Annotated in this window: 26 protein-coding genes, 2 tRNA genes and 1 pseudogene; 16 read left to right on the plus strand and 13 right to left on the minus strand. The window is 67.1% G+C overall.

Annotation, left to right across the window (positions count from 1 at the left end; all coding sequences use genetic code 11):
• The first annotated feature begins 4 nt into the window (after positions 1-4).
• Together BGO82_RS12935 and BGO82_RS12940 are read left to right on the plus strand one after the other, a co-directional pair.
• On the plus strand, positions 5-1,645 hold the full coding sequence (locus tag BGO82_RS12935) for a hypothetical protein (RefSeq protein ID WP_291306012.1): 1,641 nt from the start codon (positions 5-7) through the stop codon (positions 1,643-1,645).
• Positions 1,646-1,742: 97 nt separating this feature from the next.
• On the plus strand, positions 1,743-2,012 hold the full coding sequence (locus BGO82_RS12940; RefSeq protein WP_291306053.1) for a pyocin activator PrtN family protein: 270 nt from the start codon (positions 1,743-1,745) through the stop codon (positions 2,010-2,012).
• Here the strand turns inward: BGO82_RS12940 and BGO82_RS12945 are convergent.
• Complete coding sequence (locus BGO82_RS12945) at positions 2,009-2,251, minus strand: helix-turn-helix transcriptional regulator (RefSeq protein ID WP_291306013.1); 243 nt, start codon at positions 2,249-2,251, stop codon at positions 2,009-2,011. The two genes, BGO82_RS12940 and BGO82_RS12945, sit on opposite strands and share 4 nt — an antisense overlap.
• A gap of 84 nt (positions 2,252-2,335) precedes the next feature.
• Here BGO82_RS12945 and BGO82_RS12950 point away from each other — a divergent pair, with 84 nt between their 5' ends.
• The 5 genes from BGO82_RS12950 (at position 2,336) to BGO82_RS12970 (ending at position 6,165) form a co-directional block, all read left to right on the plus strand.
• Positions 2,336-2,593 (plus strand): hypothetical protein, encoded by a 258-nt coding sequence (locus BGO82_RS12950; RefSeq protein ID WP_291306014.1) that lies wholly within the window; start codon positions 2,336-2,338, stop codon positions 2,591-2,593.
• Between the two features lie 82 nt (positions 2,594-2,675).
• Positions 2,676-2,861 carry a hypothetical protein gene (locus BGO82_RS12955; RefSeq protein WP_291306015.1) on the plus strand — a complete coding sequence of 62 codons (186 nt, stop codon included), beginning with the start codon at positions 2,676-2,678 and terminating at the stop codon, positions 2,859-2,861.
• 444 nt (positions 2,862-3,305) lie between these two features.
• Entirely contained in the window at positions 3,306-3,701 is a 396-nt protein-coding gene (locus tag BGO82_RS12960) for a hypothetical protein (protein WP_291306016.1), read from the plus strand.
• Positions 3,702-3,760: 59 nt separating this feature from the next.
• On the plus strand, positions 3,761-5,416 hold the full coding sequence (locus BGO82_RS12965) for a DUF5906 domain-containing protein (RefSeq protein WP_291306017.1): 1,656 nt from the start codon (positions 3,761-3,763) through the stop codon (positions 5,414-5,416).
• Positions 5,417-5,535: 119 nt separating this feature from the next.
• Positions 5,536-6,165 carry a terminase small subunit gene (locus BGO82_RS12970; RefSeq protein ID WP_291306018.1) on the plus strand — a complete coding sequence of 210 codons (630 nt, stop codon included), beginning with the start codon at positions 5,536-5,538 and terminating at the stop codon, positions 6,163-6,165.
• A gap of 283 nt (positions 6,166-6,448) precedes the next feature.
• Here BGO82_RS12970 and BGO82_RS12975 read toward each other — a convergent pair.
• Positions 6,449-6,523: transfer RNA gene (locus tag BGO82_RS12975), tRNA-Thr, on the minus strand.
• A 358-nt stretch (positions 6,524-6,881) separates the two neighbouring features.
• On the opposite strand from BGO82_RS12975, the gene murA reads away from it, so the two are divergent.
• Positions 6,882-8,171 carry a UDP-N-acetylglucosamine 1-carboxyvinyltransferase gene (gene murA / locus BGO82_RS12980; protein ID WP_291306019.1) on the plus strand — a complete coding sequence of 430 codons (1,290 nt, stop codon included), beginning with the start codon at positions 6,882-6,884 and terminating at the stop codon, positions 8,169-8,171.
• 18 nt (positions 8,172-8,189) lie between these two features.
• On the opposite strand, the gene BGO82_RS12985 is transcribed toward murA, so the two are convergent.
• Positions 8,190-9,119 (minus strand): 2-hydroxyacid dehydrogenase, encoded by a 930-nt coding sequence (locus BGO82_RS12985; protein ID WP_291306020.1) that lies wholly within the window; start codon positions 9,117-9,119, stop codon positions 8,190-8,192.
• Positions 9,120-9,268: 149 nt separating this feature from the next.
• Between BGO82_RS12985 and fabG the strand changes: the two genes are divergently transcribed.
• The 5 genes from fabG (at position 9,269) to BGO82_RS13010 (ending at position 15,553) form a co-directional block, all read left to right on the plus strand.
• Positions 9,269-10,054, plus strand: coding sequence for a 3-oxoacyl-ACP reductase FabG (gene fabG, locus BGO82_RS12990; RefSeq protein WP_291306021.1), 786 nt, complete (start codon positions 9,269-9,271; stop codon positions 10,052-10,054).
• Entirely contained in the window at positions 10,044-12,338 is a 2,295-nt protein-coding gene (locus BGO82_RS12995) for a glycoside hydrolase family 15 protein (protein WP_291306022.1), read from the plus strand. Before fabG ends, BGO82_RS12995 begins: the two co-directional genes overlap by 11 nt.
• Before the next feature lie 84 nt (positions 12,339-12,422).
• The gene (locus BGO82_RS13000; RefSeq protein WP_291306023.1) at positions 12,423-13,844 is read left to right on the plus strand and encodes a circularly permuted type 2 ATP-grasp protein; all 1,422 of its coding nucleotides are present in this window, start codon (positions 12,423-12,425) and stop codon (positions 13,842-13,844) included.
• On the plus strand, positions 13,845-14,789 hold the full coding sequence (locus BGO82_RS13005; protein ID WP_291306024.1) for an alpha-E domain-containing protein: 945 nt from the start codon (positions 13,845-13,847) through the stop codon (positions 14,787-14,789).
• Positions 14,789-15,553 (plus strand): transglutaminase family protein, encoded by a 765-nt coding sequence (locus BGO82_RS13010; protein ID WP_291306025.1) that lies wholly within the window; start codon positions 14,789-14,791, stop codon positions 15,551-15,553. The genes BGO82_RS13005 and BGO82_RS13010 overlap by 1 nt, the downstream gene beginning before the upstream one ends.
• Before the next feature lie 13 nt (positions 15,554-15,566).
• Here the strand turns inward: BGO82_RS13010 and BGO82_RS13015 are convergent, their stop codons facing one another.
• Entirely contained in the window at positions 15,567-16,499 is a 933-nt protein-coding gene (locus BGO82_RS13015; protein WP_291306026.1) for an AEC family transporter, read from the minus strand.
• Positions 16,500-16,641: 142 nt separating this feature from the next.
• Between BGO82_RS13015 and glpD the strand changes: the two genes are divergently transcribed.
• The gene (gene glpD / locus BGO82_RS13020) at positions 16,642-18,162 is read left to right on the plus strand and encodes a glycerol-3-phosphate dehydrogenase (RefSeq protein ID WP_291306027.1); all 1,521 of its coding nucleotides are present in this window, start codon (positions 16,642-16,644) and stop codon (positions 18,160-18,162) included.
• Positions 18,159-19,646, plus strand: a complete 1,488-nt coding sequence (glpK, locus tag BGO82_RS13025) for a glycerol kinase GlpK (RefSeq protein WP_291306028.1) — start codon at positions 18,159-18,161, stop codon at positions 19,644-19,646. Before glpD ends, glpK begins: the two co-directional genes overlap by 4 nt.
• Positions 19,647-19,658: 12 nt before the next feature.
• Here glpK and BGO82_RS13030 read toward each other — a convergent pair whose 3' ends face one another.
• A complete protein-coding gene (locus BGO82_RS13030) occupies positions 19,659-20,186 on the minus strand; it encodes a CAP domain-containing protein (RefSeq protein WP_291306029.1) in 528 nt (175 codons plus the stop codon).
• 157 nt (positions 20,187-20,343) lie between these two features.
• On the opposite strand from BGO82_RS13030, the gene BGO82_RS13035 reads away from it, so the two are divergent.
• Positions 20,344-20,508, plus strand: coding sequence for a hypothetical protein (locus tag BGO82_RS13035; RefSeq protein ID WP_291306030.1), 165 nt, complete (start codon positions 20,344-20,346; stop codon positions 20,506-20,508).
• Here the strand turns inward: BGO82_RS13035 and BGO82_RS13040 are convergent.
• The 8 genes and pseudogenes from BGO82_RS13040 to BGO82_RS13075 all read right to left on the minus strand — a co-directional run bounded on the left by BGO82_RS13040 (position 20,474) and on the right by BGO82_RS13075 (position 25,773).
• On the minus strand, positions 20,474-21,997 hold the full coding sequence (locus tag BGO82_RS13040) for a hypothetical protein (protein ID WP_291306031.1): 1,524 nt from the start codon (positions 21,995-21,997) through the stop codon (positions 20,474-20,476). The two genes, BGO82_RS13035 and BGO82_RS13040, sit on opposite strands and share 35 nt — an antisense overlap.
• 79 nt (positions 21,998-22,076) lie before the next feature.
• Positions 22,077-22,152: transfer RNA gene (locus BGO82_RS13045), tRNA-Phe, on the minus strand.
• Between the two features lie 88 nt (positions 22,153-22,240).
• Entirely contained in the window at positions 22,241-22,432 is a 192-nt protein-coding gene (gene yacG / locus BGO82_RS13050; RefSeq protein WP_291306032.1) for a DNA gyrase inhibitor YacG, read from the minus strand.
• Positions 22,432-23,070 (minus strand): Maf-like protein, encoded by a 639-nt coding sequence (locus BGO82_RS13055; RefSeq protein WP_291306033.1) that lies wholly within the window; start codon positions 23,068-23,070, stop codon positions 22,432-22,434. Before BGO82_RS13055 ends, yacG begins: the two co-directional genes overlap by 1 nt.
• 3 nt (positions 23,071-23,073) lie before the next feature.
• Positions 23,074-23,571: a hypothetical protein gene (locus BGO82_RS13060; protein ID WP_291306054.1), complete on the minus strand. Its 498-nt coding sequence runs from the start codon at positions 23,569-23,571 to the stop codon at positions 23,074-23,076.
• A gap of 6 nt (positions 23,572-23,577) precedes the next feature.
• Positions 23,578-24,057, minus strand: a pseudogene (locus tag BGO82_RS13065) (UPF0262 family protein); the annotation flags it as partial.
• 1 nt (position 24,058) lies between these two features.
• Positions 24,059-25,351 (minus strand): histidinol dehydrogenase, encoded by a 1,293-nt coding sequence (gene hisD, locus BGO82_RS13070; protein WP_291306034.1) that lies wholly within the window; start codon positions 25,349-25,351, stop codon positions 24,059-24,061.
• Positions 25,351-25,773, minus strand: coding sequence for a DUF2948 family protein (locus BGO82_RS13075; RefSeq protein ID WP_291306055.1), 423 nt, complete (start codon positions 25,771-25,773; stop codon positions 25,351-25,353). The genes hisD and BGO82_RS13075 overlap by 1 nt, the downstream gene beginning before the upstream one ends.
• Positions 25,774-26,327: the final 554 nt, after the last annotated feature.

Here is a 26,327-nt window from a genome sequence, read left to right on the forward strand (position 1 = left end):
CCGCATGGCGACAACGACACAAGACCTGCTCGACTTCATCGGCTGGCACGAGGCGCGCGGGAACTACAACGCTTATTATGGTCATGCCGCAAACCAGCTGGTCGATTTCTCGAAGATGACGGTTGCCGAGGTCCGCCAGTGGCAGCGCGACTACCTAGCGGCCGGCTCGCCATCGTCGGCTGTCGGAAAATACCAGATCGTCTCGAAGACGCTGAAGTCCCTTGTGCGGGCCGGCGTTGTTTCGAACAGCGACAAATTCGATGCCGCGACCCAGGACAAGCTTGGCGCGGCCCTGCTGCGGGCGCGCGGCTATGACCAGTATGCGGCCGGCAAGATCAGCGCCGAGGCTTTCGGCAACCGCCTGGCACGCGAATGGGCCGCCCTGCCGGTGCTGACCGGCGCGAGCGCGGGACGTTCATACTACGCGGGCGACGGTTTGAACCGAGCTCACACCACTGTCGGAGCGGTGCTGTCGCTGCTCAACGGGCATCCGACGCCGGAAGCCTACATCCCCGAAAGCCGCGTTGCGTCCGAGCTCGACGTGTCGCGGCCGACCTCGCTGGCTCAACTCATCGCAGGCGGTGCCGGAGCGTCCAGCGTGCCGTTGCCGCGGCCCCGCCCGCTGTTCGCACCCCTGCCGGCCCCGGAGCCGCTGAGGCCGCCTGTGGCATCGCCGCCAGCGACGATCCTCGGCGGCGCGGCGCTAACTGGCAAGGCGGCGCGCCCTGCCGCCGTCAGCACGATCCTTGGCGGGGGCAGCGGCGTGTCCAATGCCGGCGTCTCCTCGGGCCGCAAGCTGCCGAACCCGACCGCGAGTGAAGCCCGCGCCGAACAGGCGCTTGGGCGCAAGGCCGCAGCGACGCCGGCTGCGCGGTCGATCGTGCCGGCGCTCGGCCGCTCGGCTGAACAGGTGGCGCGCGATGAGCAGAACGCGATCCAGTCCGGATACCGTGCGGTCCAGGAGGGCAACTTCCCGGCCGCACCGAACGCGCCGAAGCAGCCGACCACCACGACGCCGGTCGCCGCCTTGAGCCAGCCCAGCGGCGTGCAGAAGTCGACCACGGTCTATGTGCGGCCGGACGGGGCGACGCGGACGGTCGACCTGGCCGGCAGTGTGCAGATGGCAAAAGCGATCGCCGCGCCAACGCTCGCCGAGACGCGCGCCGAGCAGTCGATCGCGCGCAGCGCGCTGACCCGCACTATCACAGTCGAGGAGGACAACCCCGAATATTACGACTGGCTACACACCTACGCCAACGCCTCGGGCTCGCCCGACGATCGCGATGCGCGCTCCGCGATGTCGAAGCTCGCGCTCGGCATTGCTGGCGGCGTAGCTGCTCGCATGCCGGCCGCGCCGCCGCGGAGGATCACTGTCACCAAGACCGTGCCGGTCCATGCCAGCACCGCGCCTGCGGCGAACCGTTTAAGCGTTCAGCAGCAGCTTGCGGCTCAACAGGCGGCGAAGGCGCGCGCGGCCATCCTGTCCGCCTACACGCAAGCCGCGCGGTCGAGCATGCCGCAGGCCGGGCAGACCATCATGACCGAAAACAATGGGGCGCAGATCGTCGGCTCGCGCCTGAATGGGTCCGAACGCGGCTACACGGTGACGAACGACAATTGGTTCAACAGCGTGCGCGGGCTGTAGCGTTGCGAAAAATGCTGCGGTTCACATGGATCGCATCAAAATTGCGCAACAGAATCAATCGCTTGTGCGCGTTTTCGAAAAGCGATATCCCTTGGGAATGAAAACAGTGTTCTTGCTCATGGCTCAATATGACGGCCGCGCGATTATCCCGGCCGAGCTTGTCGCTCGAGACTATTTCCCGCACCTGGACACCGCGCGGTTCGTCCGCAAGGTCAACGATGGCGACATTACGATTCCGTTGGTGCGGATCGAGGCCAGCCAAAAGTCGGCCATGGGCGTGCACGTGCAGGACTTGGCCGACTATATCGACAAGCGTCGCGAGGCAGCGCGCAAAGAGTGCGAGCAGCTGACCGGGCGGAAACTCTAATCCGATCGCACGGCCTTCCCTCGGCCGTTCTCAGCCATGAACTTCACGCCGGCCGCTTCCAAGGCGCTGGCGATCGCCGCGATCTTCTCCGCTGACACGGGTGTGGCTGGATTGGACCTTGCGGTCACCGATTCGGCACGGCGCACCGTCACGACAGATACGCCCGCAAGTTCCGCGATCTCCTCTTGCGACCTTCCGAGCAGGATTCTAGCGGCGTGCAATGAAACCGCGGATTGCATTTTCCCTCTTGATATCAAATTATCAACTGATATGATCTTATCAGTCGACACGACTTGTCGCAATAGCCAAGCGGAGCATAGAAAGTGGCAAAGACCGATCTCACCAATTCCTCATATCGCGTAGCGTTGCTCACGGGCATCGAGCTTCTCGAGGCGCTGATCGCCGAGGCCGACGCAATCGACGCGATCCCCGCCGACACTCCCGTTGCGCGCGAGTTCACGATAATCAGCGCGGCCGGCCGTCCCGCACGGAAAATTGCTAAGAAGCTCGCGGCGGCCGATCGTAGCTGCGCGATCGTCGTTGGCGATCTGGCCGAAATGGCGGCGCGGCTCGCGGCGTGAGGCCGTTTGACCACGAAACTATTCGCGGCGCTGATTGGTCTATGCGGACAATGTCTGCATAGACCAATCATGGAGATTGAGCATGGCGGAGCGAGTTTTGATGTCAACCGATGACGTTCGGCGCATCGTGCCGGGCTGCGACCGGACATTTTCTCGACGCATCGCGAGAGGCGATTTTCCCAAGCCAATTTTGATTGGCCATCGTCGTCACTGGTACCGGGAAGAAATTGAACGCTGGCTTACCGAAAAGGCAGCGGCGACAGCATGATGGAACGGCCGGGCCAAAAAACACAGGCCCGGCGCACTTAATGGCCGGGCCCGGTGGTATCGAAAATGATTGAGCCCTTTTCCAATACCACCACGTTGCCAGGATTGCAACACCGATGGTGGATAGAATGGAAAACGCACATTATAGTGAAACGCGGTCCTACTCGGATAGCCTGATCGATCGCATCGACGCACTCGAAGCATGGGGCACAGCCCCGGTCGCGGTGCACGAAGCCCTTGAGCGGTGCCGCGCAGACATTGAATTTGCGGCCCGATGGGCTCCGTTGCCCGATGATTTCACTCCCGCCGACCTGTCGCGGATCGCTCGTCGCAAACGCTCGTTGATGCGCGGCGTCTGGGCGATGAGCCCACCGCGTCGGGCATACTTGGCGCGCTGTCTACTTGCTCTGGCCGACAGAACAATCTCACGGGCGGAGGCGGCGTCATGACCGACAGTCTTTCCATCGGTATCCCGCGGCTGGACAAGCTCGCCGCGCGCATCCGGGCGCTAGTCCCGCACGTCGCCGAACTGCCACTGCCGGCCGCGATCGAACCGGAGGGCGAAGGCCAGCTTTGCGACGCATGGCTGCTGGCGCGGCTCGAGGAGCTGCCCTGGGTCGCCAGGACTTGCGGTGGCGTGGCGGGGCGGTTCGTTCGCCCCAATTTCGGCAACCGCACCACGGCCGAGCGCTTCGCAAACGGCGTCATCGACATGACGATCGGCGCCAGCGACGCGACCCGCAATTCGGTGCTGGCGGACGCTGCGGCCGCCCTGCTGCTCGCGATCGAGACCGGCGTTGAGGCAATCGAGGATGTGTCGCCGGGGCGCGTCCTTCATTGAATCCTCCATACGCACCCGAGGACTGGCGCAGCGGCAAGTTGCCTCCCGAGGGGTGGGATGTGGCCGACGCCGTTGATGATGGCTGGACGCGTGACGATGTGGACGCGATGCTGCGCGCATCGATCTGCGACGTGCTGCCGAACCGCGTCGGGCGGGACAAGACGGGGCGCTTGCGGCTGAAAGCCCACATCGCCCTGTCTGAAGCTGCGAACGGAAACCCGCCAGCGCCGACGCGGCGCGCCGCACCACAGACGATGCAGAAAACCCAGCCGGCGAGGCCCCCGCTGCCAGCAGTGCGTGCGCCTCTGGCCGCAATAGAGGCTTTGCCGCATGTGCTGGAAGTCGGCTTTGATAGCGAGGTTTTTCTAGCGAACCACCTGGCGCACCGGCTGGCGGCGGCCTGCGGTGAGGTTGTGTTCGCCGAGGGGCAATTTTGGTGCTGGGGGCCGACTGCCTGGTCTGCGATACCTCATCAGGTGATGCGGCTCAGCGTTCACAAGTTCGATTTAGCGGCGTCTGGCCGGAAAAACGTCAAAGTGGGCAAGACGCTGATAAATGGCGTGCTGTCGGAGCTCGGCACAATCCTTGCCCAGCCCGACTTCTTTGCTGAGCCGGCTGTGGGCCTCAATGCACGCAACACGGTGATCGAGATCGATGGCGCAGGCCGCGTCACCGAGCGAGCGCACAGCCCTTCCGATCGCTTCCGGTGGACGATCCCGGCCGAGTTTCACTTGCATACCGACGTGGTGCCGCCTGAAGGCTCGATGCTGCATCGGCTGCTCGCCGGTTCGTTCCGCGGGGATCCTGATGCGGCGCAAAAAATCGACCTGATCGGCGAAATCCTCGCGAGTGCCGCCTTTGGGCAGGCCACGCGCTTGCCGCAGCCTAAAGCCTTCGTCTTCCTTGGCGAGAAGGCCAACAACGGAAAGTCGACCATTGCCGGCCTGCTGCGCTGCCTGCTGCCCGAAGGGGCGGTATCCGCTGTCCCGCTGTCGGCTTTCGAGGATGAGAAGAGGGTGGTCGGGCTAGCTGGGAAGGCGGCCAACGTGGCCGACGAGTTATCGGCCAATGCGATCGGCGGCGAGGCATTCAAGTCGGCCGTAACCGGTAACGTGATGCAGGGAAGGGACGTTTTTCAGAGTGTCCTGACATTCGTTCCCCAAGCCCTCCACCTGTTCACGACAAATGTTCTCCCACGCTTCTCAGGCGGCCTCGATCGGGGGCTTCAGCGGCGACTTGTCGTCGTCGGGTTCGATCGATCGATCCCTACAGACGAGGTCATCCCAGACATCCTCGATCGCATCCGGCGTGATGAACTTGACCTCCTACTCGGCTTTGCCATTGCCGGGATGCAGCGGCTCATGCGCAACAAGAGCTATACGATCCCGCCATCATCCGTTGGCGCGTTGAATACCTGGCTCCAACTCGACCCGGTGCAGGCGTGGTTCTCCGAAGAAGTGGTGCATCTCGGCGACGAGCCGTTCGACGGCTGGTCCAGAACGTCCGATCTGTTTAAGGCGTTCAAGATGTGGGCGATCGACAATGGTCACTCGGAACGCTTCCTGCCGCCAGTCAACACCTTCTCGCAGCGGCTGCGCGCCATGCCAGGCGTCCGCATCAAGCATCTGGGTCGCGGCAACGTCGCTGCTGGCATCGGTCTCCGCAAGTCGGGTGATGCGCCAATCGCACAAGTGACACATGGTGACGCACCATGAACGGAGAAATCACATACGGAGCGCGCACTTATCTCGAAGTGAAGCATTTCGGCCTATATATATTCTATGAATAGAACGATGTTTGTAACGATGTTCCTATGCCTCGTATGGAGCTTAATATGAAAGCTGCTTCACTTCGAGATAAGCTGATGATTATGCAGCAGAAATTTCTAATTGGAGTGCGTCACTCGTGCGTCACCCGCACGAACGCCCTGCGAGCCTCTTACCCCCGTAACAAACCGGAACAAATCGATATGACGCCCAAGCAAGAGCGGTTCGCCGCCGAGTACATCGTTGATCTGAACGCCACCGAGGCGGCCAAGCGCGCCGGCTACGGGCCGCGCGCGAGAGTGACAGCGAGCGAGCTTCTTGCGCTGCCGGATGTGCAGGCGCGCGTCGCCGAGTTGATGCGCGAGCGGGCGGAGCGGATCGAGCTTGATGGCGATCGCGTCCTGGCCGAGATCATGACAATGGCGTTCTATGATCCAGCCGACTACAAGGCTGTGAGCTCTGCGGAGGATATTGCTGCCTTGCCGGAGCGGGCGCGCCGAGCTGTGGTCGGCTGGGGCTTCGATCGAAACGGCCTCTTCGTGTTCAAGCTCGCCGACAAGTCCAAGGCGCTCGACCAGCTTGCCCGCCACCTGTCGCTCTACAACGACAAGCTGGAGGTCGGCGGGCTCGACGCGCTCGGCGATCGGCTGGAGCGAGCGAGGGCGCGTCAGCTTGCCTGGCGGCTAACCGTGAAGTGAAGACGAAAGAGGCCGCTGCCGAGTTCGAACTTACCGGGGCTAATTCCCTTAAAGGATTGCTGAAGCAATCTCACGGTCAGCGGCCAACCAGAGAAATACTTCCGGCCAGATGATGCTTCAAGAGGAACTGGAGACGGTGGTACCAACCTTGACGGAGATTTCGATGTGGTGATGTTTCGGCATGGCGCACGACCATCGCTTGAGAAGATGTGGATCAGAACGGGGGTCGGCACTGTCAATCAAGCGCTAATGGCTTGTAAACACACGACTATTTCGAAGAAAATGGTGCTGCAAGAGAGGATTGAACTCTCGACCTCTCCCTTACCAAGGGAGTGCTCTACCACTGAGCTACTGCAGCGTGCCGGGGGCGGCGCGGCCACCCCGAAAAGCTGGCGGTTGATGCCATAGGCCTTTTCTTGACGCAAGGCGAAAAACTGAGGCTATTTGGCCTCGGTTGACGGAATCCCTCGATGTCCAAGGCTGACGAAAAAGCGGCGCGCGAGCAGAGATTGGCCACAAAGCTCCGCGAGAACCTGAAGCGCCGGAAGGGACAGGCGCGGGCGAGGGCAGCCGCGCCGCCGCCCCCGGCGCCGGGTCCGGGCAGCGATAAGGCTTCTTAATCCCCCTCGGTTACGCTCGTGAGCCTGCCTTGAACGACCACGCCGCGTTCGGCTAGCACATGTCGCGGGCGCCCGCCCGCCAATCGGGGACTTTTCATGGATCGCATCCGCATCGTTGGTGGCCACGAACTGGTTGGCGAAATCCCCATTTCCGGCGCCAAGAATGCCGCGCTGCCGCTGATGATCGCCTCGCTGCTCACCGCCGAGCCGCTGACCCTCACCAACGTGCCGCGCCTCGCCGACGTCAAGCAGCTCGAAAAGATCCTCGAGAATCACGGCGTCGACATCGCCGTGCACGGGCGCCGCGCCACCGATGCCTTCGACGGCCAGAAGATGACGCTGCACGCCGCCGAGATCGTCGACACCACCGCGCCCTACGAGCTGGTCTCGGTGATGCGCGCCAGCTTCTGGGTGATCGGCCCGCTGCTCGCCCGCGCCCACGAGGCGCGCGTGTCGCTGCCCGGCGGCTGCGCCATCGGCACCCGGCCCGTCGATTTCTTCCTTTACGGCCTGCGCCAGCTCGGCGCCCAGATCGACATCGACGAGGGTTACGTCGTCGCCCGCGCCCCGAAAGGCGGGCTGGTGGGCGGCATCGTGCATCTGCCCAAGGTCTCGGTCGGCGCCACCCACACCATCATGATGGCGGCGACGCTCGCCCGCGGCACCACCGTGATCGAGAACGCCGCCACCGAGCCCGAGATCGACAATCTCGCGCACTGCCTCATCGCCATGGGTGCCAAGATCTCGGGCATCGGCACCCGCACCCTCAGCATCGAGGGCGTGCCGGCGCTGCACGGGGCCGAGATCGAGGTCATTCCCGACCGCATCGAGGCGGGCACCTTCGCCATGGCGGCGGCGATGGCCGGCGGCGACGTGCTGCTGCGCGGCGCCCGGGCCGAGCATCTGCAGTCGGCGCTCGACGTCATCGGCCAGGCCGGCGCCCATATCTCGACCGAAGCCGGCGGCATCCGCGTCAAGCGCAACGGCAACGGCATTCAGGCCGCCGACGTCGAGATCGACCCGTTCCCCGGCTTCGCCACCGATCTGCAGGCGCAGTTCATGGCGCTGATGACCATGGCGAACGGCGTTTCACACATCCGCGAGACCATCTTCGAGAACCGCTTCATGCACGTCGCCGAGCTGGCCCGCTTCGGCGCCGACATCAAGGTCGAGGGCCAGACCGCGACCGTCACCGGCGTTCCCGCCCTCAAGGGCGCGCAGGTGATGGCGACCGATCTGCGCGCCTCGGTGTCGCTGGTCATCGCTGGGCTGGCGGCGCGCGGCGAAACCATGGTCAACCGCATCTACCACCTCGACCGCGGCTTCGAGCGGCTCGAGGAAAAGCTCAGCCGCTGCGGCGCCGAGATCGAGCGCGTCGGCGGCTGATCCGGCCGCCGGTTTCCGTCACACCACCGGGCTGATCAGCGGCTCGCCGGCAAAGCAGGCGTCGAGATTGGCCACCACCAGCGCGCCCATCTTGTCGCGCGTCTGCCGCGTGGCGCTGCCTTGGTGCGGCGACAGCACCACATTGTCGAGCCCGAACAGCGCCGCGGGCACCTGCGGCTCCTGCTCGAACACGTCTAGAGCCGCGCCGCCGAGCGTCTTGTTCTGCAGCATCTCGACCATCGCCGCCTCGTCGACGAGCGAGCCGCGCGCCATGTTGACCAGATAGCCCTCCGGTCCGAGCGCCGCCAGCACCTGGCGGCTGACGATCTTTTCGGTGCCCTTGCCGCCCGGCGCGATGATCACCAGCCAGTCGGCGTCGCGCGCCATCTCGGCGAGGTCGGAGTAGTAGACGAACGGCTCGTCCGCCTGCCGGCGCCGGCCGTGATACACCACCCGCATCTTCATCGCCTGCGCCCGGATGGCGATCTCCTTGCCGATGCGGCCGAGGCCGAGGATGCCCACGGTCTTGCCGTTGAGCTCGCTCTGCAAGGGGAAGCCGCCCCTGGGCCAGTTGCCGTCGCGCACATAGCGGTCCGCCTGCGGAATGCGGCGCCCCAGGGCGATCATCAGCCCGATGGTGAGCTCGGCCACCGCGTCGTTGAGCACGTTAGGCGTATTGGTGACGCGGATGTTGCGGGCCTTGGCCGCCTGCGTGTCGATGCTGTCGTAGCCGACGCCGAAATTGGCGATGATCTCGAGCCTGGGCAGCCGGTCCATCAGCTCGGCCTTGACGCCCCCGCCGGCGATGCCGCGCACCTTGTCGCCGATTGCCGCGAGCAGCGCTTCCTTGTCGGCGGCCTCGTGCAGCTTGTGGACGGTATATTTGGCGGCCAGCGCCTGCTCGCAGGAGGCGAGGAGCTTGCTGGTCTGCAGGATGTCGATGGGCATGGCAGGACTTTCGTAGGAACCCGCCCCTCTTAGTGCCCGCAACCGGCACTGTCGACAAAAGCGTGCGCCAACATGACGACTTTGTAAGGCAACAGTAGCGCGGCGATGGCGTTATAACGCCATTCAAACGCGTCACCTTGGATAGTCCCGTGCTCAATATCGATCTCAGCGGCCGCCGGGCCCTCGTCACCGGCGGCAATTCCGGCATTGGCGCCGCCATCGTCGACGCCCTGGCCGCTGCCGGCGCCGACGTCGCCATCAACTTCGTCTCCCATCCCGATGCGGCCGAGGCCGGCGCCGGGCGCGTCCGGGCCGCCGGGCGGCGCGCCCTGACGCTTGCCGCCGATGTGTCCGACGCCGCGGCGGTCGCCGCCATGTTCGGCCGCATCGACACCGAATGGGGCGGCCTCGACATCCTCGTCAACAATGCCGGCATCGACGGCCTGCCGATGCCCGCGGCCGAGGCCGATGTCGAGGGCTGGCGCAAGGTCCTCGAGGTCAACCTTTTCGGCAGCTTCTATTGCGCCCGCGAAGCGCTGCGCCGCATGCTGCCGCAGCGTCGCGGCGTGGTGCTCAATCTGAGCTCGGTGCACGAAACCATTCCGTGGAGCGGCTACAGCGCCTATACCGCCTCCAAGGCCGGCCTCGCGATGCTGACGCGCACCCTGGCGCAGGAGGCGGCACCCGCCAATGTGCGCGTGCTGGCCATCGCGCCGGGCGCCATCAAGACGCCGATCAACCAGTCCGTCTGGGGCGATTCGGCCGGCCTTGCCGACCTCGACCGCAAGATCCCGATGGGCCGCATGGGCGATCCCGGCGAGATCGCCCGCATGGCGGTGGTCCTCGTCTCCGATGTCGCCAGCTACACCACCGGCACCACCGTTTTCGTCGACGGCGGCATGTGCGACTACGCGGATTTCTCCCATGGCGGCTGACAGCAAACCCGACGCGCCGGGCGCTCCCGGCATCCCGCCGACCTGGACGTCGAGCGCCAAGGACATGATCTCCACCGCGCTCGGCTCGAGCCGCATCTGGGCGAGCTTCGGCTACGGCATCGTCAACGAGGTGTACTGGCCCTCGACCGGCGAGCCGCAGTTGCGCGACCTCGGCTTCATCATCAAGCACCCGCATGGCTGGACCGAGGTCAAGCGCGCGCAGCGCTACCTGCTCACCACGCCCGACGCGCACGTGCCGCTGCCCAAATTCGTGCACGAAAGCGACGACTACCGGCTCGAGCTCGAATATCTGCCGCATCCGCTGCGCGACGCGCTGCTGATCCGCTACAGCCTCGAAGGGGAGGGGGCTCGGCTCTACGTGCTCGCCTCGCCGCATCTGGGCGGCGACCGCACCGACAATTTCGCCTGGGCCGGCGACGACCTGCTGGCGCAGCGCGGCAGCCGCGCGCTGTGCCTGCGCGCCGACAGCGGCTTCAGCCGCAGCAGCGCCGGCTATGTCGGCGCCTCCGACGGCTGGCAGGATTTCGACCGCAATGGCGAGATGACCTGGACCTACGGCAAGGCGCAAAGCGGCAACGTCGCGCTGATGGGCGAGCTGCCCGCCACCACCGGCACGCTCGCCCTCGCCTTCGCCATCTCGCTCGAGGGCGCCCGCACCCTGGCGCGCTCGAGCCTCGCCGACGACTACGATACCACCCGCGACCTGTTCGTCTCCGGCTGGCGGAACTGGGGCCGCTCGCTGGTCATCCCCTACACCTCACCCGAGCTCCGGCGCGAGGCCGAGCTCTCCGCCACCATGATCAAGGTGCACGAGGACCGCACCTATGGCGGCGCCATCGTTGCCAGCCTCAGCGTGCCCTGGGGCCAGAGCCGCGACGATCCGGGCGGCTATCATCTGGTGTGGACGCGCGACGCGGTCGAGGCGGCGCTGGCGCTGGTTGCGGTCGGCAAGGCCGACGACGCGGCCCGTGTGCTTGCCTACCTCATCGGCACGCAGGCCGCCGACGGCAGCTGGGCGCAGAACTATTTCCCGAGCGGCGAGGGCTATTGGACCGGCAGCCAGCTCGACGAGGTCGCGCTGCCCACGCTGCTTGCCGCCAAGCTCAAGGCCGCCGGCCATCTGGTCATTGCCAAGCCGGTGGAGGACATGATCCACCGCGCCATCGGCTATATCGTGCGCAACGGCCCGATGACCGACCAGGACCGCTGGGAGGAAAATCCCGGCGCCAGCCCCTTCACCCTCGGCAGCATCGTCTCCGCCCTGGTCGCCACCGCGCCCTTCTTCGAGCCGGGCGAGCGCGACTATCTCCTCGCCCTCGCCGACTGCTGGAACGAGCGCATCGAGACCTGGACTTACGTCACCGACGGCGATTATTGCCAGAGCCACGATATCCCCGGCTACTATGTCCGCCTCGGGCCGCGCGCCACCGAGGGCGGGCTGCGCGGCACCGTGGACGTGCGCAACCGCACCGACGGCCACATGAACGCCGACCGGCTGGTCGGGCTCGAATTCCTCTATCTGGTGCGCTCCGGCCTGCGCCGCGCCGACGATCCGCGCATCGTCGCGACGGTGGCGCTGATCGACAGCCTGCTGCGGGTCGATACGCCCTCGGGGCCGTCCTACCATCGCTACAACGGCGACGGCTATGGCGAGCACGCCGACGGCAGCGGCTTCGATGGCACCGGCATCGGCCGGCTGTGGCCGTTGCTCACCGGCGAGCGTGGGCACTATGCGCTGGCCGCCGGCCAGGACGCGCAGCCCTATCTCGACGCCATGGCGCGCATGACCGGGCCCGGCGGGCTCATCCCCGAGCAGATCTGGGACGCCGACCCGATCCCCGACCGCGGTCTCTTTCCCGGAAAGCCCTCGGGCAGCGCCATGCCGCTGGTCTGGGCCCATTCCGAGTTCCTGAAACTGCTCGCGGCGCAGGCCAATGGCCGGCCCGCCGAGCTGCTCGATGCCGTCGAGGCGCGCTGGAGCGGTGTCGCGCCGAGGGCGGAAACCTGGTTCTGGCGCCGCAACAGCCTGTTCCGCCAGGCGCCGGCCGGACGCCGGCTGGTGTTCGAGGACACCGGGCCCTTCGCCTTCGCCTGGTCGCGCGACGGCGGTCCTGCAGCGACGCTCCGCTCCACCCCCAGCCAGTTCGGCCTTTACGCGGTGGCGCTCGAGGCCGACGCCCTCGCAGGCGCCGGGCGCCTCGACTTCACCCTGACCCCCGAGCAGGGCGATCCGCTCACCGACAGCATCGACTTCATCGGCTGACCCGTCTGCGGCGCGCTTGCGGAACGGCCCGCAAACGTGCTGCTATGGCCGTGCAGTGGGTGGCCGCAATTGCGCCGGGGAGTAATGCCGGGTCCTCTTCCCTTCGACGAAATGACCAATGTGGATGGTTCCATCCGCGAACCCTATTCGATCCTCGACCAGTGGCTGAAGCAGCAGCCGGCGGAGGCCATGGGCGTGATGGCGGCCGATGCCGAGGCGATCTTCCGCCGGCTCGGCATCACCTTCGCCGTCTATGGCAGCAACGAGGGCACCGAAAAGCTCATCCCCTTCGACATCATCCCGCGCATCATCTCGGCGGTCGAATGGCGGCGCCTCAGCAAGGCCATCGAGCAGCGCGTGCGCGCCCTCAACGCCTTCCTGCACGACATCTACCACCGCCAGGAAATCCTCAGGGCCGGCCGCATCCCGGAAAAGCTGATCCTCGACAATTCCGCCTTCTGCCCGGAGATGATGGGGCTCGACCCGGCGCGCGGCGTCTATTCGCACATCATCGGCGTCGACATCGTCCGCGTCGGCCCCGACGACTGGTATGTGCTCGAGGATAATCTGCGCACCCCGTCCGGTGTCAGCTACATGCTGGAGGACCGCGAGGCCATGCTGCAGCTCGCGCCGGATTTGTTCCAGCGCCTCAAGGTCGCGCCGGTCGATTCCTATCCCGAGAATTTGCGCCGCACCCTCGATTCCGTCGCGCCGCCTGGCGCCAGCGGTGCTCCGACTCTCGCCGTGCTCACCCCGGGCATCTACAATTCGGCCTATTTCGAGCACTCGTTCCTCGCCGACCAGATGGGCGCCGAGCTGTGCGAGGGGCAGGACCTGTTCGTCGAGAACGGCAAGGTCTTCATGCGCACCACCATGGGACCGCGCCGTGTCGACGTCATCTACCGGCGCATCGACGACGACTATCTCGATCCGCTGACCTTCAAGCCCGACTCGATGCTGGGCGTCCCCGGCCTGTTCGACGCCTACCGCGCCGGCAATGTGACGCTGGTCAACGCCCCCGGCACCGGCATCGCCGACGACAAGGCGGTCTACACCTACGTGCCCGAGATCATCGAGTTCTATCTGGGCGAAAAGCCCCTGCTCAAGAACGTCCCGACCTACAACTGTACCAGGGCCGACGAGCGCGCTTACGTGCTCGAGCACATCGCCGAGCTGGTGGTGAAGGAAGTGCACGGCTCGGGCGGCTACGGCATGCTGGTCGGCCCCACCTCCACCAAGGAGATGCACGACATCTTCCGCGAGAAGATCCTCGCCCGGCCGGACAATTACATCGTGCAGCCCACGCTGGCGCTCAGCACCTGCCCGACCTACGTGGAGTCGGGCGTTGCCCCGCGCCACGTCGACCTCCGCCCCTACGTCCTCGTCGGCGACCAGATCCGCATCACCCCCGGCGGCCTCACCCGCGTCGCGCTGAAACAGGGCTCGCTGGTGGTGAACTCGTCGCAGGGCGGCGGCACCAAGGATACCTGGGTGCTGGAGGACTAGATGCTCGGCCGCACCGCCCAGAACCTGTTCTGGCTTTCCCGCTATGTCGAGCGTGCCGAGAACATGGCTCGCCTGCTCGAGGTCGGCTACCGCATGAGCCTCACCTCGCGGCGCGAGGGCGGCGCCAGCGAGCATCTCGTCTCCATGCTGCAGGCCGCCGAGGCCGACGAGGCCTTCAACGCCAAGCACAAGCAGGCCGACGTGGTCAGCGTCAGCCAGTTCATGCTGTTCGACGAGACCAATCCCAGCTCGGTGCGCTCCTGCCTGCTGGCGGCCCGCACCAATGCCCGCTCGGTGCGCACCGCGCTCACCACCGACATGTGGGAATCGCTCAATTCCGCCTGGCTCGAATTCGCCGCGCTCGACCCGCGCGAGGTCACCGGCAGCCGCCTGGTCGAGCTGCTGCGCTGGGTGCGCACTGTCAGCTACCGTTACCGCGGCGCGCTGCTCTCGACCTTCCTGCGCGACGATGGCTATGCCTTCAGCCAGATCGGCAATTTCGTCGAGCGCGCCGACAACACCGCGCGCATCCTCGACATGAAATACTATGTGCTGCTGCCGCGCACCGACCTCATCGGCGGCGACGTCGACATCCAGCAATGGACGCTGATCCTGCGCGCCGCCTCGGCCCATCGCAGCTACCGCCACGTCTATCACGACCGCTACAAGGCCTGGAACATCGCCGACTATTTGATCCTCAGGCCCGAGATGCCGCGCTCGCTGCTGTTCTCCTATAGCTGGATTAACCGCACCCTCGACATGCTGGAGGAAATCTACGGCGGCAAGGGCAGGGGCCACGCCGCGGCCGCCGAGGTGAACACGATGCTCGACGGCAACTCCATGGACCGCATCTTCGCCTACGGCCTGCACGAGTTCCTCACCGAATTCATCGCGCGCAACAACCAGGTCACCGAGGCGCTGGCCGAAAGCTACAATTTCTACTGATGCAGCTCACCCTTCGCCACACCCTGCGCCTGAGCCTCGGCACTCCCGCCCGCGCCGTCGCCCATGTGCTGCTGACGCCGCCATCGACGCCGCAGCAGCAGGTGGAACGCTGGTCCATCGACATGCCCGGCATCGCCGAGGCGGCGAGCTTCCGCGACGGCTTCGGCAATCGCGCACAATTGGTCAGCCTGGTGAAGCCCGCCGGCGAGCTGCTGGTGGTGGCCGAGGGCCGGGTCAAGACCATCGACAAGGCCGGCGTGCTCGGCCGCCTGCAATACGACCCGGTGCCGGCGCTGTTCCGCCGCGCCACCGCTCTGACCGGGCCCGACGCGGCCCTGCTCGATGGTCTCGCCGACGGCCCCGACCGCATCGCGCTGTTTCACGAGTTGATGGGGCGCATCTGCGAGCGGACCGCCGGCCAGTCGCAGGACACTGCCGGCCAGTCGCAATCGCAAGGCGGCGACGCCACCGCGGCGGACCGGACGCATGCCTTCCTCGGCGCCGCCCGCGCCCTGGGCGCCCCCGCCCGCTACGTCACCGGCTATTTGCTCGACGATGGCGGCACTGCCGCTGTCCACGCCTGGGCCGAAGCCTGGGACGAGAGCCTGGGCTGGATCGGCTTCGATCCCACCCTCAACCTCTGCCCTGCCGAGTCCCATGTGCGCCTCGCCGCCGGCCTCGACGCCATGTCGTGCCCGCCGTTGCGCACGGTCCCGGTCTGGCTCGACGGGCCCGCCGAGACCGTCGAGATCACGGCGGGCTAGCTGCGCGACGCTACTACCCCAGCACGTACAGCCAGAACGTGATCGTTGCCACCGACGCCACGGTGGAGATCAGCACCACATTGGCGGCGACGTTCACGCCGCGATCGTAGTAGGTCGCGAACACATAGGCATTGATGCCCGCCGGCATCGCCGCCAGCAGCACGCCATAGCGCGCCATCTCCACGGGCACGTGCAGGATCGGCACCATCAGCACATAGGCGATGGCCGGATGGATGATCAGCTTCAACAGGCTCAGCAGGCTGGCGATGCCCCAGCTCTCCGAAATCCGGTACTCGTTGAGCGCGCCACCGAGCCCGAACAGCGCCGCCGGCAGCACCGCCGCCGACATCATCGTCAGGAACGCCGTTCCCGGCTCCGGCAGCTTGATTCCGAGCCGGTTGCCGAGCGCGCCGATCGCCACGCCCCACAGCAGCGGGTTCTGTGCCACCCGCACCGCCGCCACCGCCGCCGTCTGCCTCAGCGGCGCCCCGTCGCGGCGCGCCACCTCCATCACCAGCATGCCCAGCGTGATCAGCATCGGCGCATGGAAAGCGATGATCGAGAACACCGTCGGCAGCGCGCCCGGCCCGTAGGCGCGCTGGATCACCGGGATGCCGATCAGCACCGTGTTGGTGAACATCGCCGCAAAGCCTGACGCCACGCTTTCGCCCGGCCGCTGCCTGAACAGCCTGCGGGCCAACAGCCCGCCCGAAAGCAGCGAGAACAGCGCCCCGATATAGAACGGCCAGATGATCGCCGGATTGAACGTCGAGCTGAAGTCCGAGGTGAGCATCGCCTCGCACAGCAGGCAGGGCGTCGCGAAATTGTTGACGAACGCGACCAGCGCCTTGGTGCCGTCGGCCGGAAACAGCCGGAACCGCACGGCGAGATACCCCACGCCGATGATGGCAAAGACCGGCAGGATGACGTTGACGAGGTCGAACATGGCGTCCGAGGGGCGGGGGTGGCCGCCTCTGCAGAACCCATGTTCATCCTGCGGTCAAGCGCCGGGGGCAATAAATCTGGCCGCGGCTGTTGCGTGCGGGGGCCGCGGGCGATAACGAACTTTCGAGGGAATGCGCGACGCCATGGCCAAACGTGAGAACATCACCGACATCTTCGTGATCGGAGGTGGCGTCAATGGCGCCGGCATTGCGCGCGACGCCGTGGGCCGCGGCTATTCGGTGTTCCTGGCCGAAATGGGCGACCTTGCCTCCGGCACCTCCTCGGCCGCCACCAAGCTGGTGCATGGCGGCCTGCGCTATCTCGAGCACTACGAGTTCCGCCTCGTGCACGAGGCGCTGGCCGAGCGCGAAATCCTCTGGGCCATGGCGCCGCACATCATCTGGCCGATGCGCTTCGTGCTGCCCTACCACAAGGGCCTCAGGCCGGCCTGGTTCCTGCGCCTCGGCCTGTTCGTCTACGACCATCTCGGAGCCCGCAAGCTGCTGCCGCCGACGCGCACCCTGGATCTCAGGACCGATCCGATCGGCCGCCCGCTCAAGGACGGTTACGCCAAGGCCTTCGAATATTCCGACTGCTGGGTCGACGACGCCCGGCTGGTGGCGCTCCTCGCCCGCGACGCCGCCGACCGCGGCGCCGTCGTCCAGACCCGCACCAAGGTCATCTCGGCCAGCCGCGCCGACGGCCTGTGGACCGTGCGGCTGCAGGACGTCGACAGCAAGCTCAAGGGCACCGTCAAGGCGCGCTTCCTGGTCAACGCCGCCGGCCCCTGGGTCGACCATGTGCTGCGCGAGGACCTCGATCAGACCGAGGCGCACAACGTGCGGCTGGTCAAGGGCAGCCATATCGTCGTGCGCAAGCTCTTCGACCACGACCGCGCCTATTTCTTCCAGAACCCCGATGGCCGCATCATCTTCGCCATCCCCTACGAGCGCGACTTCACCCTGATCGGCACCACCGACCAGGATTTTTCCGGCGATCCGCACGGCATCCGCATCTCCGAGGAGGAGACGCAGTATCTGCTCGCCGCCGCCACCGAATATTTCGAGAAGCCGGTCACCGCGCCCGACATCGTCTGGAGCTATGCCGGCGTGCGCCCGCTGTTCGACGACCACGCCAGCAAGGCGCAGGAGGCCACCCGCGACTACGTGCTGAAGACCGAGGGCGACGCCACGACCGGCGCGCTGCTCAACGTCTTCGGCGGCAAGCTCACCACCCATCGCCGGCTGAGCGAGGAAGCCCTCGGCCACATCGAGAAGGTGCTCGGCGCCCGCGGCAAGCCCTGGACCAGGACCAGCAAGCTGCCCGGCGGCGAGTTCGGTCCGCGCGAGTTCGACGCCCAGGTCGAAAAGCTCAACGAGGCCTATCCGAGCCTGCCCGACCGGCTGCTGCGCCGGCTCGCCCGCCAGTTCGGCACCCGCGCCGCCACGCTGCTCGGCCCGGCCCGCCGCATGGAGGATCTCGGCGAGACCTTCGGCGCCGACCTCACCCAGCGCGAGGTGGACTACCTGGTCGAGCACGAATGGGCGCGCACCGCCGAGGACGTGCTGTGGCGCCGCACCAAGCTCGGCCTTCGCGTCGGGCCCGGCGACAGGCAGCGGCTCGAAGCCTATCTCGAGGCGCGCTTCAGCAAGGCAAAGACATGACGGGCTACATCCTCGCCATCGACCAGGGCACCACCTCGTCACGCGCCATCGTGTTCAACGAGCTGCAGCAGATCGTCGGCATGGGCAGGATGGAGTTCACCCAGCACTTCCCCGCCTCCGGCTGGGTCGAGCACGTGCCCGAGGAGATCTGGGCCACCTGCCTGTGGTCGATGAAGACCGCGCTCAAAAAGGCCGGCGTCACCGCCGCGGAGATCGCCGCCATCGGCATCACCAACCAGCGCGAGACCACCATCGTGTGGGATCGCGCGACCGGCAAGGCCATCCACAACGCCATCGTCTGGCAGGACCGCCGTACCTCCAAGATCTGCGAGCGCCTGAAGCGCTCGGGTTCGGAGGCGCTGGTGGCGCGCCGCACCGGCCTGCTGCTCGACCCCTATTTCTCCGCCACCAAGATCGGCTGGCTGCTCGACAATGTACGGGGCGCCCGCAAGCGCGCCGAAAAGGGCGAGCTCGCCTTCGGCACGGTCGAGACCTGGCTGATCTGGCGCCTGACCGGCGGCAAGTCGCACGTCACCGACGCCAGCAACGCCTGCCGCACGCTGCTCTACAACATCGAGACCGGCGAGTGGGACGACGAGCTGCTGCGGCTGTTCCGCATCCCGCGCGCCATCCTGCCCGAGATCCGGGACAATGCCGACGATTTCGGCACCAGCGACAAAAGCGTGCTCGGCGCCGCCATCGCCATCCGCGGCGCCGCCGGCGACCAGCAGGCCGCCACCATCGGCCAGGCCTGCTTCGAGCCGGGCATGATGAAGTCGACCTACGGCACCGGCTGCTTCGCCCTGCTCAACACCGGCACCGACATGGTCCGGTCGCGCAACCGGCTGCTGACCACCGTGGCCTATCGCCTCGACGGCCGCACCACCTACGCCCTCGAGGGCGCCATCTTCATGGCCGGCGCCTCGGTGCAATGGCTGCGCGACAAGCTCAGGCTGTTCAAGGACGCCTCCGAAACCGGCGTCCTGGCCAGGGCCTCCGATCCGGCCTCCGAGGTCTATCTGGTCCCCGCTTTCGTCGGCCTCGGCGCGCCGTGGTGGGATGCCGAGGCGCGCGGCGCCATCTACGGGCTCACCCGCAACACCGGCCCGAGCGACCTCACCCGCGCCGCGCTCGAATCGGTGGCCTACCAGACGCAGGACCTGCTCGCGGCGATGCGCAAGGACTGGAAGGGCGCGCGCGATACCGTGCTGCGCGTCGATGGCGGCATGGTCGCCTCCGACTGGACCATGCAGTTCTTGAGCGACATCCTCGATGTGCCGGTGGACCGCCCCACCATCCTCGAGACCACGGCGCTGGGCGCCGCCTGGCTCGCCGGCTGGAAGGCCGGGGTCTGGCCGGACAAGAAAGGCTTTTCGAAGCGCTGGTCGCTCGACCGCCAGTTCAATCCGTCGATGGACCCGGCGCTGCGCAAGAAAAAGCTCAAGGGCTGGCACAATGCCATCGCCCGCACTCTGACGACGTAACCGGAAGGCGCCTCAGCCGGTGGTCCAGGCCGAGAACGGTCCGCCGGCGATGAAGCACCAATAGGTGCCGTAGCGGCTCTTGCGCCCCGCCGGCACATGCGCCACCGCGAGGCCGAATTCGGTGAATTTGTCGCTGAGCAGCGTGGCGCGGTGGCCGGGCGAATTGAGCCAGCCTTCGATCGCCTGCTGCAGCGTCTGCTGTCCGCCGGCGATGTTCTCGCCCACCGCCCCCATGTAGCCCGCCGCCGTCACCCGTTCGCGCAGCGTCACCCCCAGATTGTGGGCGAGCTGGTCCTTGCTCGCCATCAGGTTGGCCTGCGACCGCGCCGCCGTCTCGAGCGCCGTGTTGTAGCTCAGCGGCTTGTGTCCTCCGTTGATCCGCCGCGCCTCGTTGACCGCGGCGAGGATGGAGGTCTGCGTGAGCTGCTGCGGCGTGGTCGCGCCGCCCGGCACCTTCGTGCCGAAGCCACCGATCGAGGCGCAGGCGCTCAGCGTGGCGCTCGCCCCGGCAAGGATGACAACGCGGCGGGTGATCGGCATGCGGCAATCCGGATTGTGGCCGCCCCTGTTTATCGCCGCGGCCGGGCGGCGCAAATGCCCGCAATGTCGCGTTTGAACTAAATTAACGGCAAAAGCAGCCGCCGCTCGCCAACTGGCCCGCCCTCGCGCACTGTCATGGCGAGGGGAGTACGGTCAGATGGCACATCTGGATCTCGCACACGCAGATATGAAGCCGGCGCCGATCGTGCGCTACGAGATCGCGCAGGACCAGAGCCGCGCCAAGACTCTGCTCGTCGCCTCGATCATCGCCACCGCCATGATCGTCGTCATGGCGGCGATGTTCCTGACCGCCGTGAGCTGAACTCGCCGCTCAGCGCCAGCAGGCTGAGCAGAAAGCCGATCAGCCCGAGCCCGAGAACCAGCGGCCCGACGCCGAGCAGGAAGGCCTTGATCGCCTCGACCGCCGGGGCGAGCCGGCCCTTGAGCAGCGTATGGTCGCGGGCCTCGGCCTGTTCCTCAGGCGTCGAGAACTCTGCCGGCAGGATCATGCGCACCGCCGGATCGGAGGCAAGCTGCAGCAGCCGCTCGCGGCTGGGATAGGGCAGCTCGGTCGTCGGCACGTCGAGCGTCGCCGGATCGTTGGTCCGCAGATAGTCGCGCAGATGCTGCGCCGCGACCGCTCCCCATCTGGCCTCGCCGGCCATCACCTTGTAGGCCGACAGATAGGCAAGGCTCATCTGCCCGGCAACGATGAGCGCCATCCACGCCGCCGTCGCGCGCCGGGCACGCCGGCCGTCGAGGGCGAGCAGGATTGCGCAGCACACCGGCAGCGCCGTGAAGATCACGTCGAAATAGCGCGGCGGCATGAAGGCCAGCCCGCGGGCGAGCGAGGTGGCGACGATCTGCGCCGCTACCCAGCCGCCGATGGCGATCAGCGTCCACGCCTGGGCGCTCATCGGCAGCCGGCCGGCGATGGTGCGCCAGGCGAGCAGCAGCAGCGGCCCATAGACGATGATCCAGCCGACCGGCGAGAACAGCGGGGCGGAGGCGAGCGCCAGCAGCGCGTTGATGAGCTCGAACGCGTTGCGCGGGTGAAGCTGCTGGCTGCCGGGCACGGTCGGGGTGAGGTAAAGCATCAGCGCGACGCTCGCCGCCAGCACCGCGAGGCCGGCGAGCTCGCGCCAGTCGCGCCGGCGCTGCCCCACCGCCATCTGCAGCAGCGCCACCACGAGGATGGCGGCAGGCACCGCCAGCGCCGACGACATCGACAGGAACGCCAGCGTCGCCCAGACACAGCCCAGCCACCAGCGAGACGAGAACGCCGTGCTGGTCGCCAGCGCATTGAGCGCCAGCACCGAGAAGATCACGAGAAAATAGAAATGCGCATTCATCGCCATCAGCGCGTTCTCGAAGCCGAGCGGCACCGCGAAGATCAGCGCGGAAAACAGCACCAGCACCAGCGCGCGCGCCGGCGCCAATTGCTTCGCGAGGAACGCCGTGAAGCCGGTGGCGAAGCCGGCCCACAGCGCGGCGTTGACCACCATGTGCAGCGGCCGGTCCCAGCCGCCGGCGAGCTCGAACGTGGCGAGGTCGAGCAGCCGCGAGGTGAAGATGCGGTGCTCGTTGAACGGCGCCAGCAGGTCGCCGAGCTGCAGCGTGCCGGCGACGTATTTGGGAAACATCACCGCTTCGCCGTCCCATTCGTCGGCCCAGGGCACGGTGACGCCGAAGGCCGAAATGAGCATCAGCCGCGCGCCGAAAATGCTCAGGAACAGCCCGGCCCAGGCAAACACCCCGACGGAAGGCCCCCGCGCTTCGCCCGCTTCTGTCTCGGACCTGGAAATCGACACGCCCCCGGCTGCTTCTCGCCGCAACTATTGTCCGGCCAAAGCCGCACCACAAGCCACTGCTACCGATGCTGACAGGAAGTGGTGCCCGGGGCCGGAATCGAACCAGCGACACGCGGATTTTCAATCCGCTGCTCTACCAACTGAGCTACCCGGGCATCTGGCGGACCCCGGAGGGGGCGCCGAAAGCCCGCGGTTTATAGGGGTTCGATTCCCGCGGCGCAAGCCTCGAAAATGCCTCGCCGGCTACTCCTCGTCGTCCTCTTTCGAGGGCGCGGCGGGCGCTTCTTCGGTGGGGACGCGGTAGCTGTCGGAAAGCCAGCGGTTGAGGTCGATGTCCTGGCAGCGCGGCGAGCAGAACGGATAGTTCGCCTGCGTCGCCGGCTTGCCGCAGATCGGGCATTTGCGCGCCGGTTTCAGGCGAACCACTTGCGCCATCACACCGCCGTCAGCGTCGACTGGTTGAGCCAGTTGAAATGCACCGGATAGCCCTCGCCGGCGAGCAGCCCGACCGTTTCGTTGAGCGGCAGCCCGACCACGGCCGAATACGAGCCGCTGAGCTTCACCACGAACGCCCCGGCGATGCCTTGGATGGCGTAGCCGCCCGCCTTGTCGCGCCATTCGGCGCTGGCGAGGTAGGATTCGATCTCGCGGTTGGACAGCCGCTTGAAGCGCAGCCGCGTCTCGACCAGCCGCCGCCGCGCCGCGCCGCCCGGCGTCAGCATGCACACGGCGGTGAACACCCGGTGGTTGCGCCCCGAGAGCAGGCGCAGGCACTCATTGGCCTCTTCCATGGTCTCGGCCTTGGGCAGGATACGGCGGCCGACGGCGACCACGGTGTCGGCGGCCAGCACCAGCGCATTGCCGGCGATGCCGGACGTCTTGGCCTTGTGCTGCGCCGCCACCGCCTTTTCGTCGGCGAGGCGCTGCGCCAGCTTGCGCGGCAATTCGTTCTTTTCCGGCGTCTCGTCGATATGCGCCGGCACCAGGTGCTCGGGCTCGATGCCGATCTGGTTGAGGAGCGCGAGGCGCCGCGGCGAAGCGGACGCGAGGATGAGTTCCGGACGGGTGGCCATGGCTTATCGCTCTACCGGAAGTACCGGGGCTTGTGAACCACCGGCGACGAGCGGCGCGAGGCGTTCGCGCACCCGCGTCTGCAGCGTGTCGCGCAGCGTGCGGTAGGCGCTGAGCACCGCCTCGCGGTTGCCCTCGGTCTCGGTCGGATCGGGCATCGGCCAGTGCTCGATGGCCGCCATTTCGAGGCCGCGGCGCTCGACCGCCTCGGGCGCGTCGGGGCTGAGGGTGACCACCAGGTCGAAGCGGTTGGCCACCAGCTCGTCCATGGTGTGCGGGGTATGCACCGACATGTCGACGCCGATCTCCTCCATCACCTCGTGCACGAACGCGTCGGCCTTGCCCGAGCGCACCCCGGCCGAGCGCGCGATCAGCCGGCCCGGGAAGAATTTGCGCGCCAGCGCCGCCGCGATCGGCGAGCGCACCGAATTCATCGAGCACACGAACAGCACCGAGGGCAGGTCGCTCTCGCGCTCGTCGATGCGGCTCGCATAGGGCTGCACCGCGCAGATCAGCGTGAACAGCCGCCGCGCCGTGTTGAGGTCCATCTCGAGCTTGTTGTCGAGCCGCGTGCGCAGCAGCTCGGCGGCCTCGTTGTGCAGGCCGCGCCGCGCCATGTCGACGGTCTCGATCCTGTAGGTCGAGGCCGTCTTGATGGCGTCGTAGTAGGAGTCGCGGATGCGGAAATAGTCGCGGATCAGCCGCCGGAACGGCGTCAGCGACAGATAATGCGCCGCGATCGGCTCGTAGGTCTCGGGGTTGCGCACGTCGAGCACGATGTAGTTGGCGACGATCGACACGTGCAGCGCGTACGGGCCGACCGACTTCACCCGCGCCGGGTGGAATTTGTTGGTCTCGACCAGATCGTAGATGGCGATGCGCCATTCGTGCACCTCGTCGGGATCGATCGAGGTGATGGTGTTGGGGTCGAGCGTGACGGCCACGATCCGGTCGGTCTTCTCGTCGAAGACGTGCGGCGTGAGCGCCATTTTACCGGTTGAGCCTGATCGAGATGGAGCGCCCGTGCGCGGCGAGCCCCTCGGTCTCGGCCAGCGTCACGGCGGCGCCGGCGAGCTCGGCCAGCGAGGCCGGATCGCAGCCCAGCAGCGAGGTGCGCTTCATGAAGTCGAGCACCCCCAGCCCCGAGGCGTAGCGCGCCGAGCGCGCCGTCGGCAGCACGTGGTTGGAGCCCCCGACATAGTCGCCGATCGCCTCCGGCGTGTGGTGGCCGAGGAAGATGGCGCCGGCATTGCGGATCTTCGGCTGCAGCGCCTGCGGATCGTCGAGCATCAGCTCGACATGCTCCGACGCGATGCGGTTGGCGAGCTCCACCGCCTCGCCCAGCGACTGCACCTGGATGATGGCGCCGAACTCCTGCCAGCCGTCGCGGGCGATGTCGGCGCGCGGCAAGAGCGCGATCTGCCGCTCGACCTCGATGGCGACCGAATCGGCCAGCGCCGCATCGGTGGTGACGAGGATGGACTGCGCCCCGCCGCCATGCTCGGCCTGCGCCAAAAGGTCGGCGGCCACCCACGACGGATTGGCGGATTTGTCGGCGATGATCAGCACCTCCGACGGCCCGGCGATCGAATCGATGCCGACCGTGCCGAACACCTGCCGCTTGGCCGCCGCCACATAGGCGTTGCCCGGCCCGATGATCTTGTTGACCGGCTTGATGGTCTCGGTGCCGTAGGCGAGGGCGGCGATCGCCTGCGCCCCGCCGATGCGGTAGATCTCGGTGACGCCGGCGAGCCGCGCCGCCGCCAGCACCGCCGGGCTCACCTGCCCGTGCGGCGTCGGCACCGTGAGCGCGATGCGCCCGACGCCGGCGATGCGCGCCGGGATCGCCCCCATCAGCACGCTCGAGGGATAATTGGCGGTGCCGCCCGGCACGTAGATGCCGACGGCCTCCATCGGCGTCCACACCGTGCCCAGCGTCACGCCCAGCGGGTCCTGGTAGACGTGGTCGAGCGGCTTCTGCTTTTCGTGGTGCGCCGCGATGCGGTCGTGCGCCAATTGTAACGCCGCTCTGACCTCGCCGCTGATCGACTGCTCCGCCGCCTCGATCTCGTCGGCCGAGAACGCCAGCGTCGCGGCGGTCAGCGGCAGCTTGTCGAAGCGGTCGGTATAGGCCAGCACCGCCTCGTCGCCGCGCGTCCGCACGTCCTCGAGGATGGTGGCGACGGCGAGGCTGACCTCCTCGGAGGCCTCGCGCTTGCTGCCGAGCAGCGTCTCGAATTCCTCGGCGAAGCCGGCATGGCGGGAGTCGAGGCGGAACGGCATCAGGCGGTATGCTCCGGGGTGGCCTTGGCCGCCCAGGCGGCGCCGAGATCCATCAGCCGCGCCTCGAGGCATTCGACCTCGAGCCGCACCGTGCCGCCGCCGGCGAAATCGAGGTCCACGACCCCCGCCGGCGCGTCGGCTTCGGTGAAGCGGATGGCGAGCAGTTCGAGCACGCCGTCGACGGCATTGGTGTCGAAGCCGGAAACCTTGACGTCGGTGACGCGGTCGAAATGCAGCGCGGCGCGCTTGCGCTGCCGGGTGCGGCCCTGGTCTTCCCAGGCGAAGCGGTTCATCAGCAGGGCGAAGCGGTGGTCGGCGCGGGCAAAGCCCATGTCGCCGACGCGCACCACGGCGTCCTGCGTGGTGGCGGAAATCACGTCGAGGTCTTCGCTGTCGAGCGCCAGCAATTTGAGGTCGGGCATCGGAATATGTCCGGAATTGAGGATGTTGCGGCTCAAATGGGCGTTGGCGGCACGATCTACAAGCATTGGGGTCTCCGAGTCCATGGCCGAGCCGAATTGTCCCACGCGCCGGGGCGCTGGGGGTTTGCCCTGCCGCGGCGCAAGAGCGGGCCGCGGACGGAGTGCGCCGGGCGCCTCCGAGACTGGGACTGAGTGCGAGGCACCCAGCGCAGCTCCGCGGCGAGGTTTTGGGAACAGTCGGGCGGGAGGGCGCCTTGAGACGCCCCGCGACCCGAACGCTGGACCCGGGACGGCGCGACCGCCATCCCGCTCGCCCCGTCCACCCGGCCCCTCGTCAGAGCCCCGCGGTTATGCGGTGGACGGTGCGGCCATTGTACGGCCGTGCCGAAGGGGGGTGGACAAGGTTTCTGCGGAGGCGGGGCAGGCCGTTGCGCGCGCAGGGGAAACGGCGGGGATAGCGGTGTCGGAGGGGAGGGGCGTGCGGGTCCTCGACCGGCGGGGACGACCGAGCAGCACGCGTGGTATTTGCAGTCTGGCACCTCGCCCCTCAGGGG

The organism is Devosia sp. 67-54 (assembly GCF_001899075.1).
Lineage (GTDB): Bacteria > Pseudomonadota > Alphaproteobacteria > Rhizobiales > Devosiaceae > Devosia_A.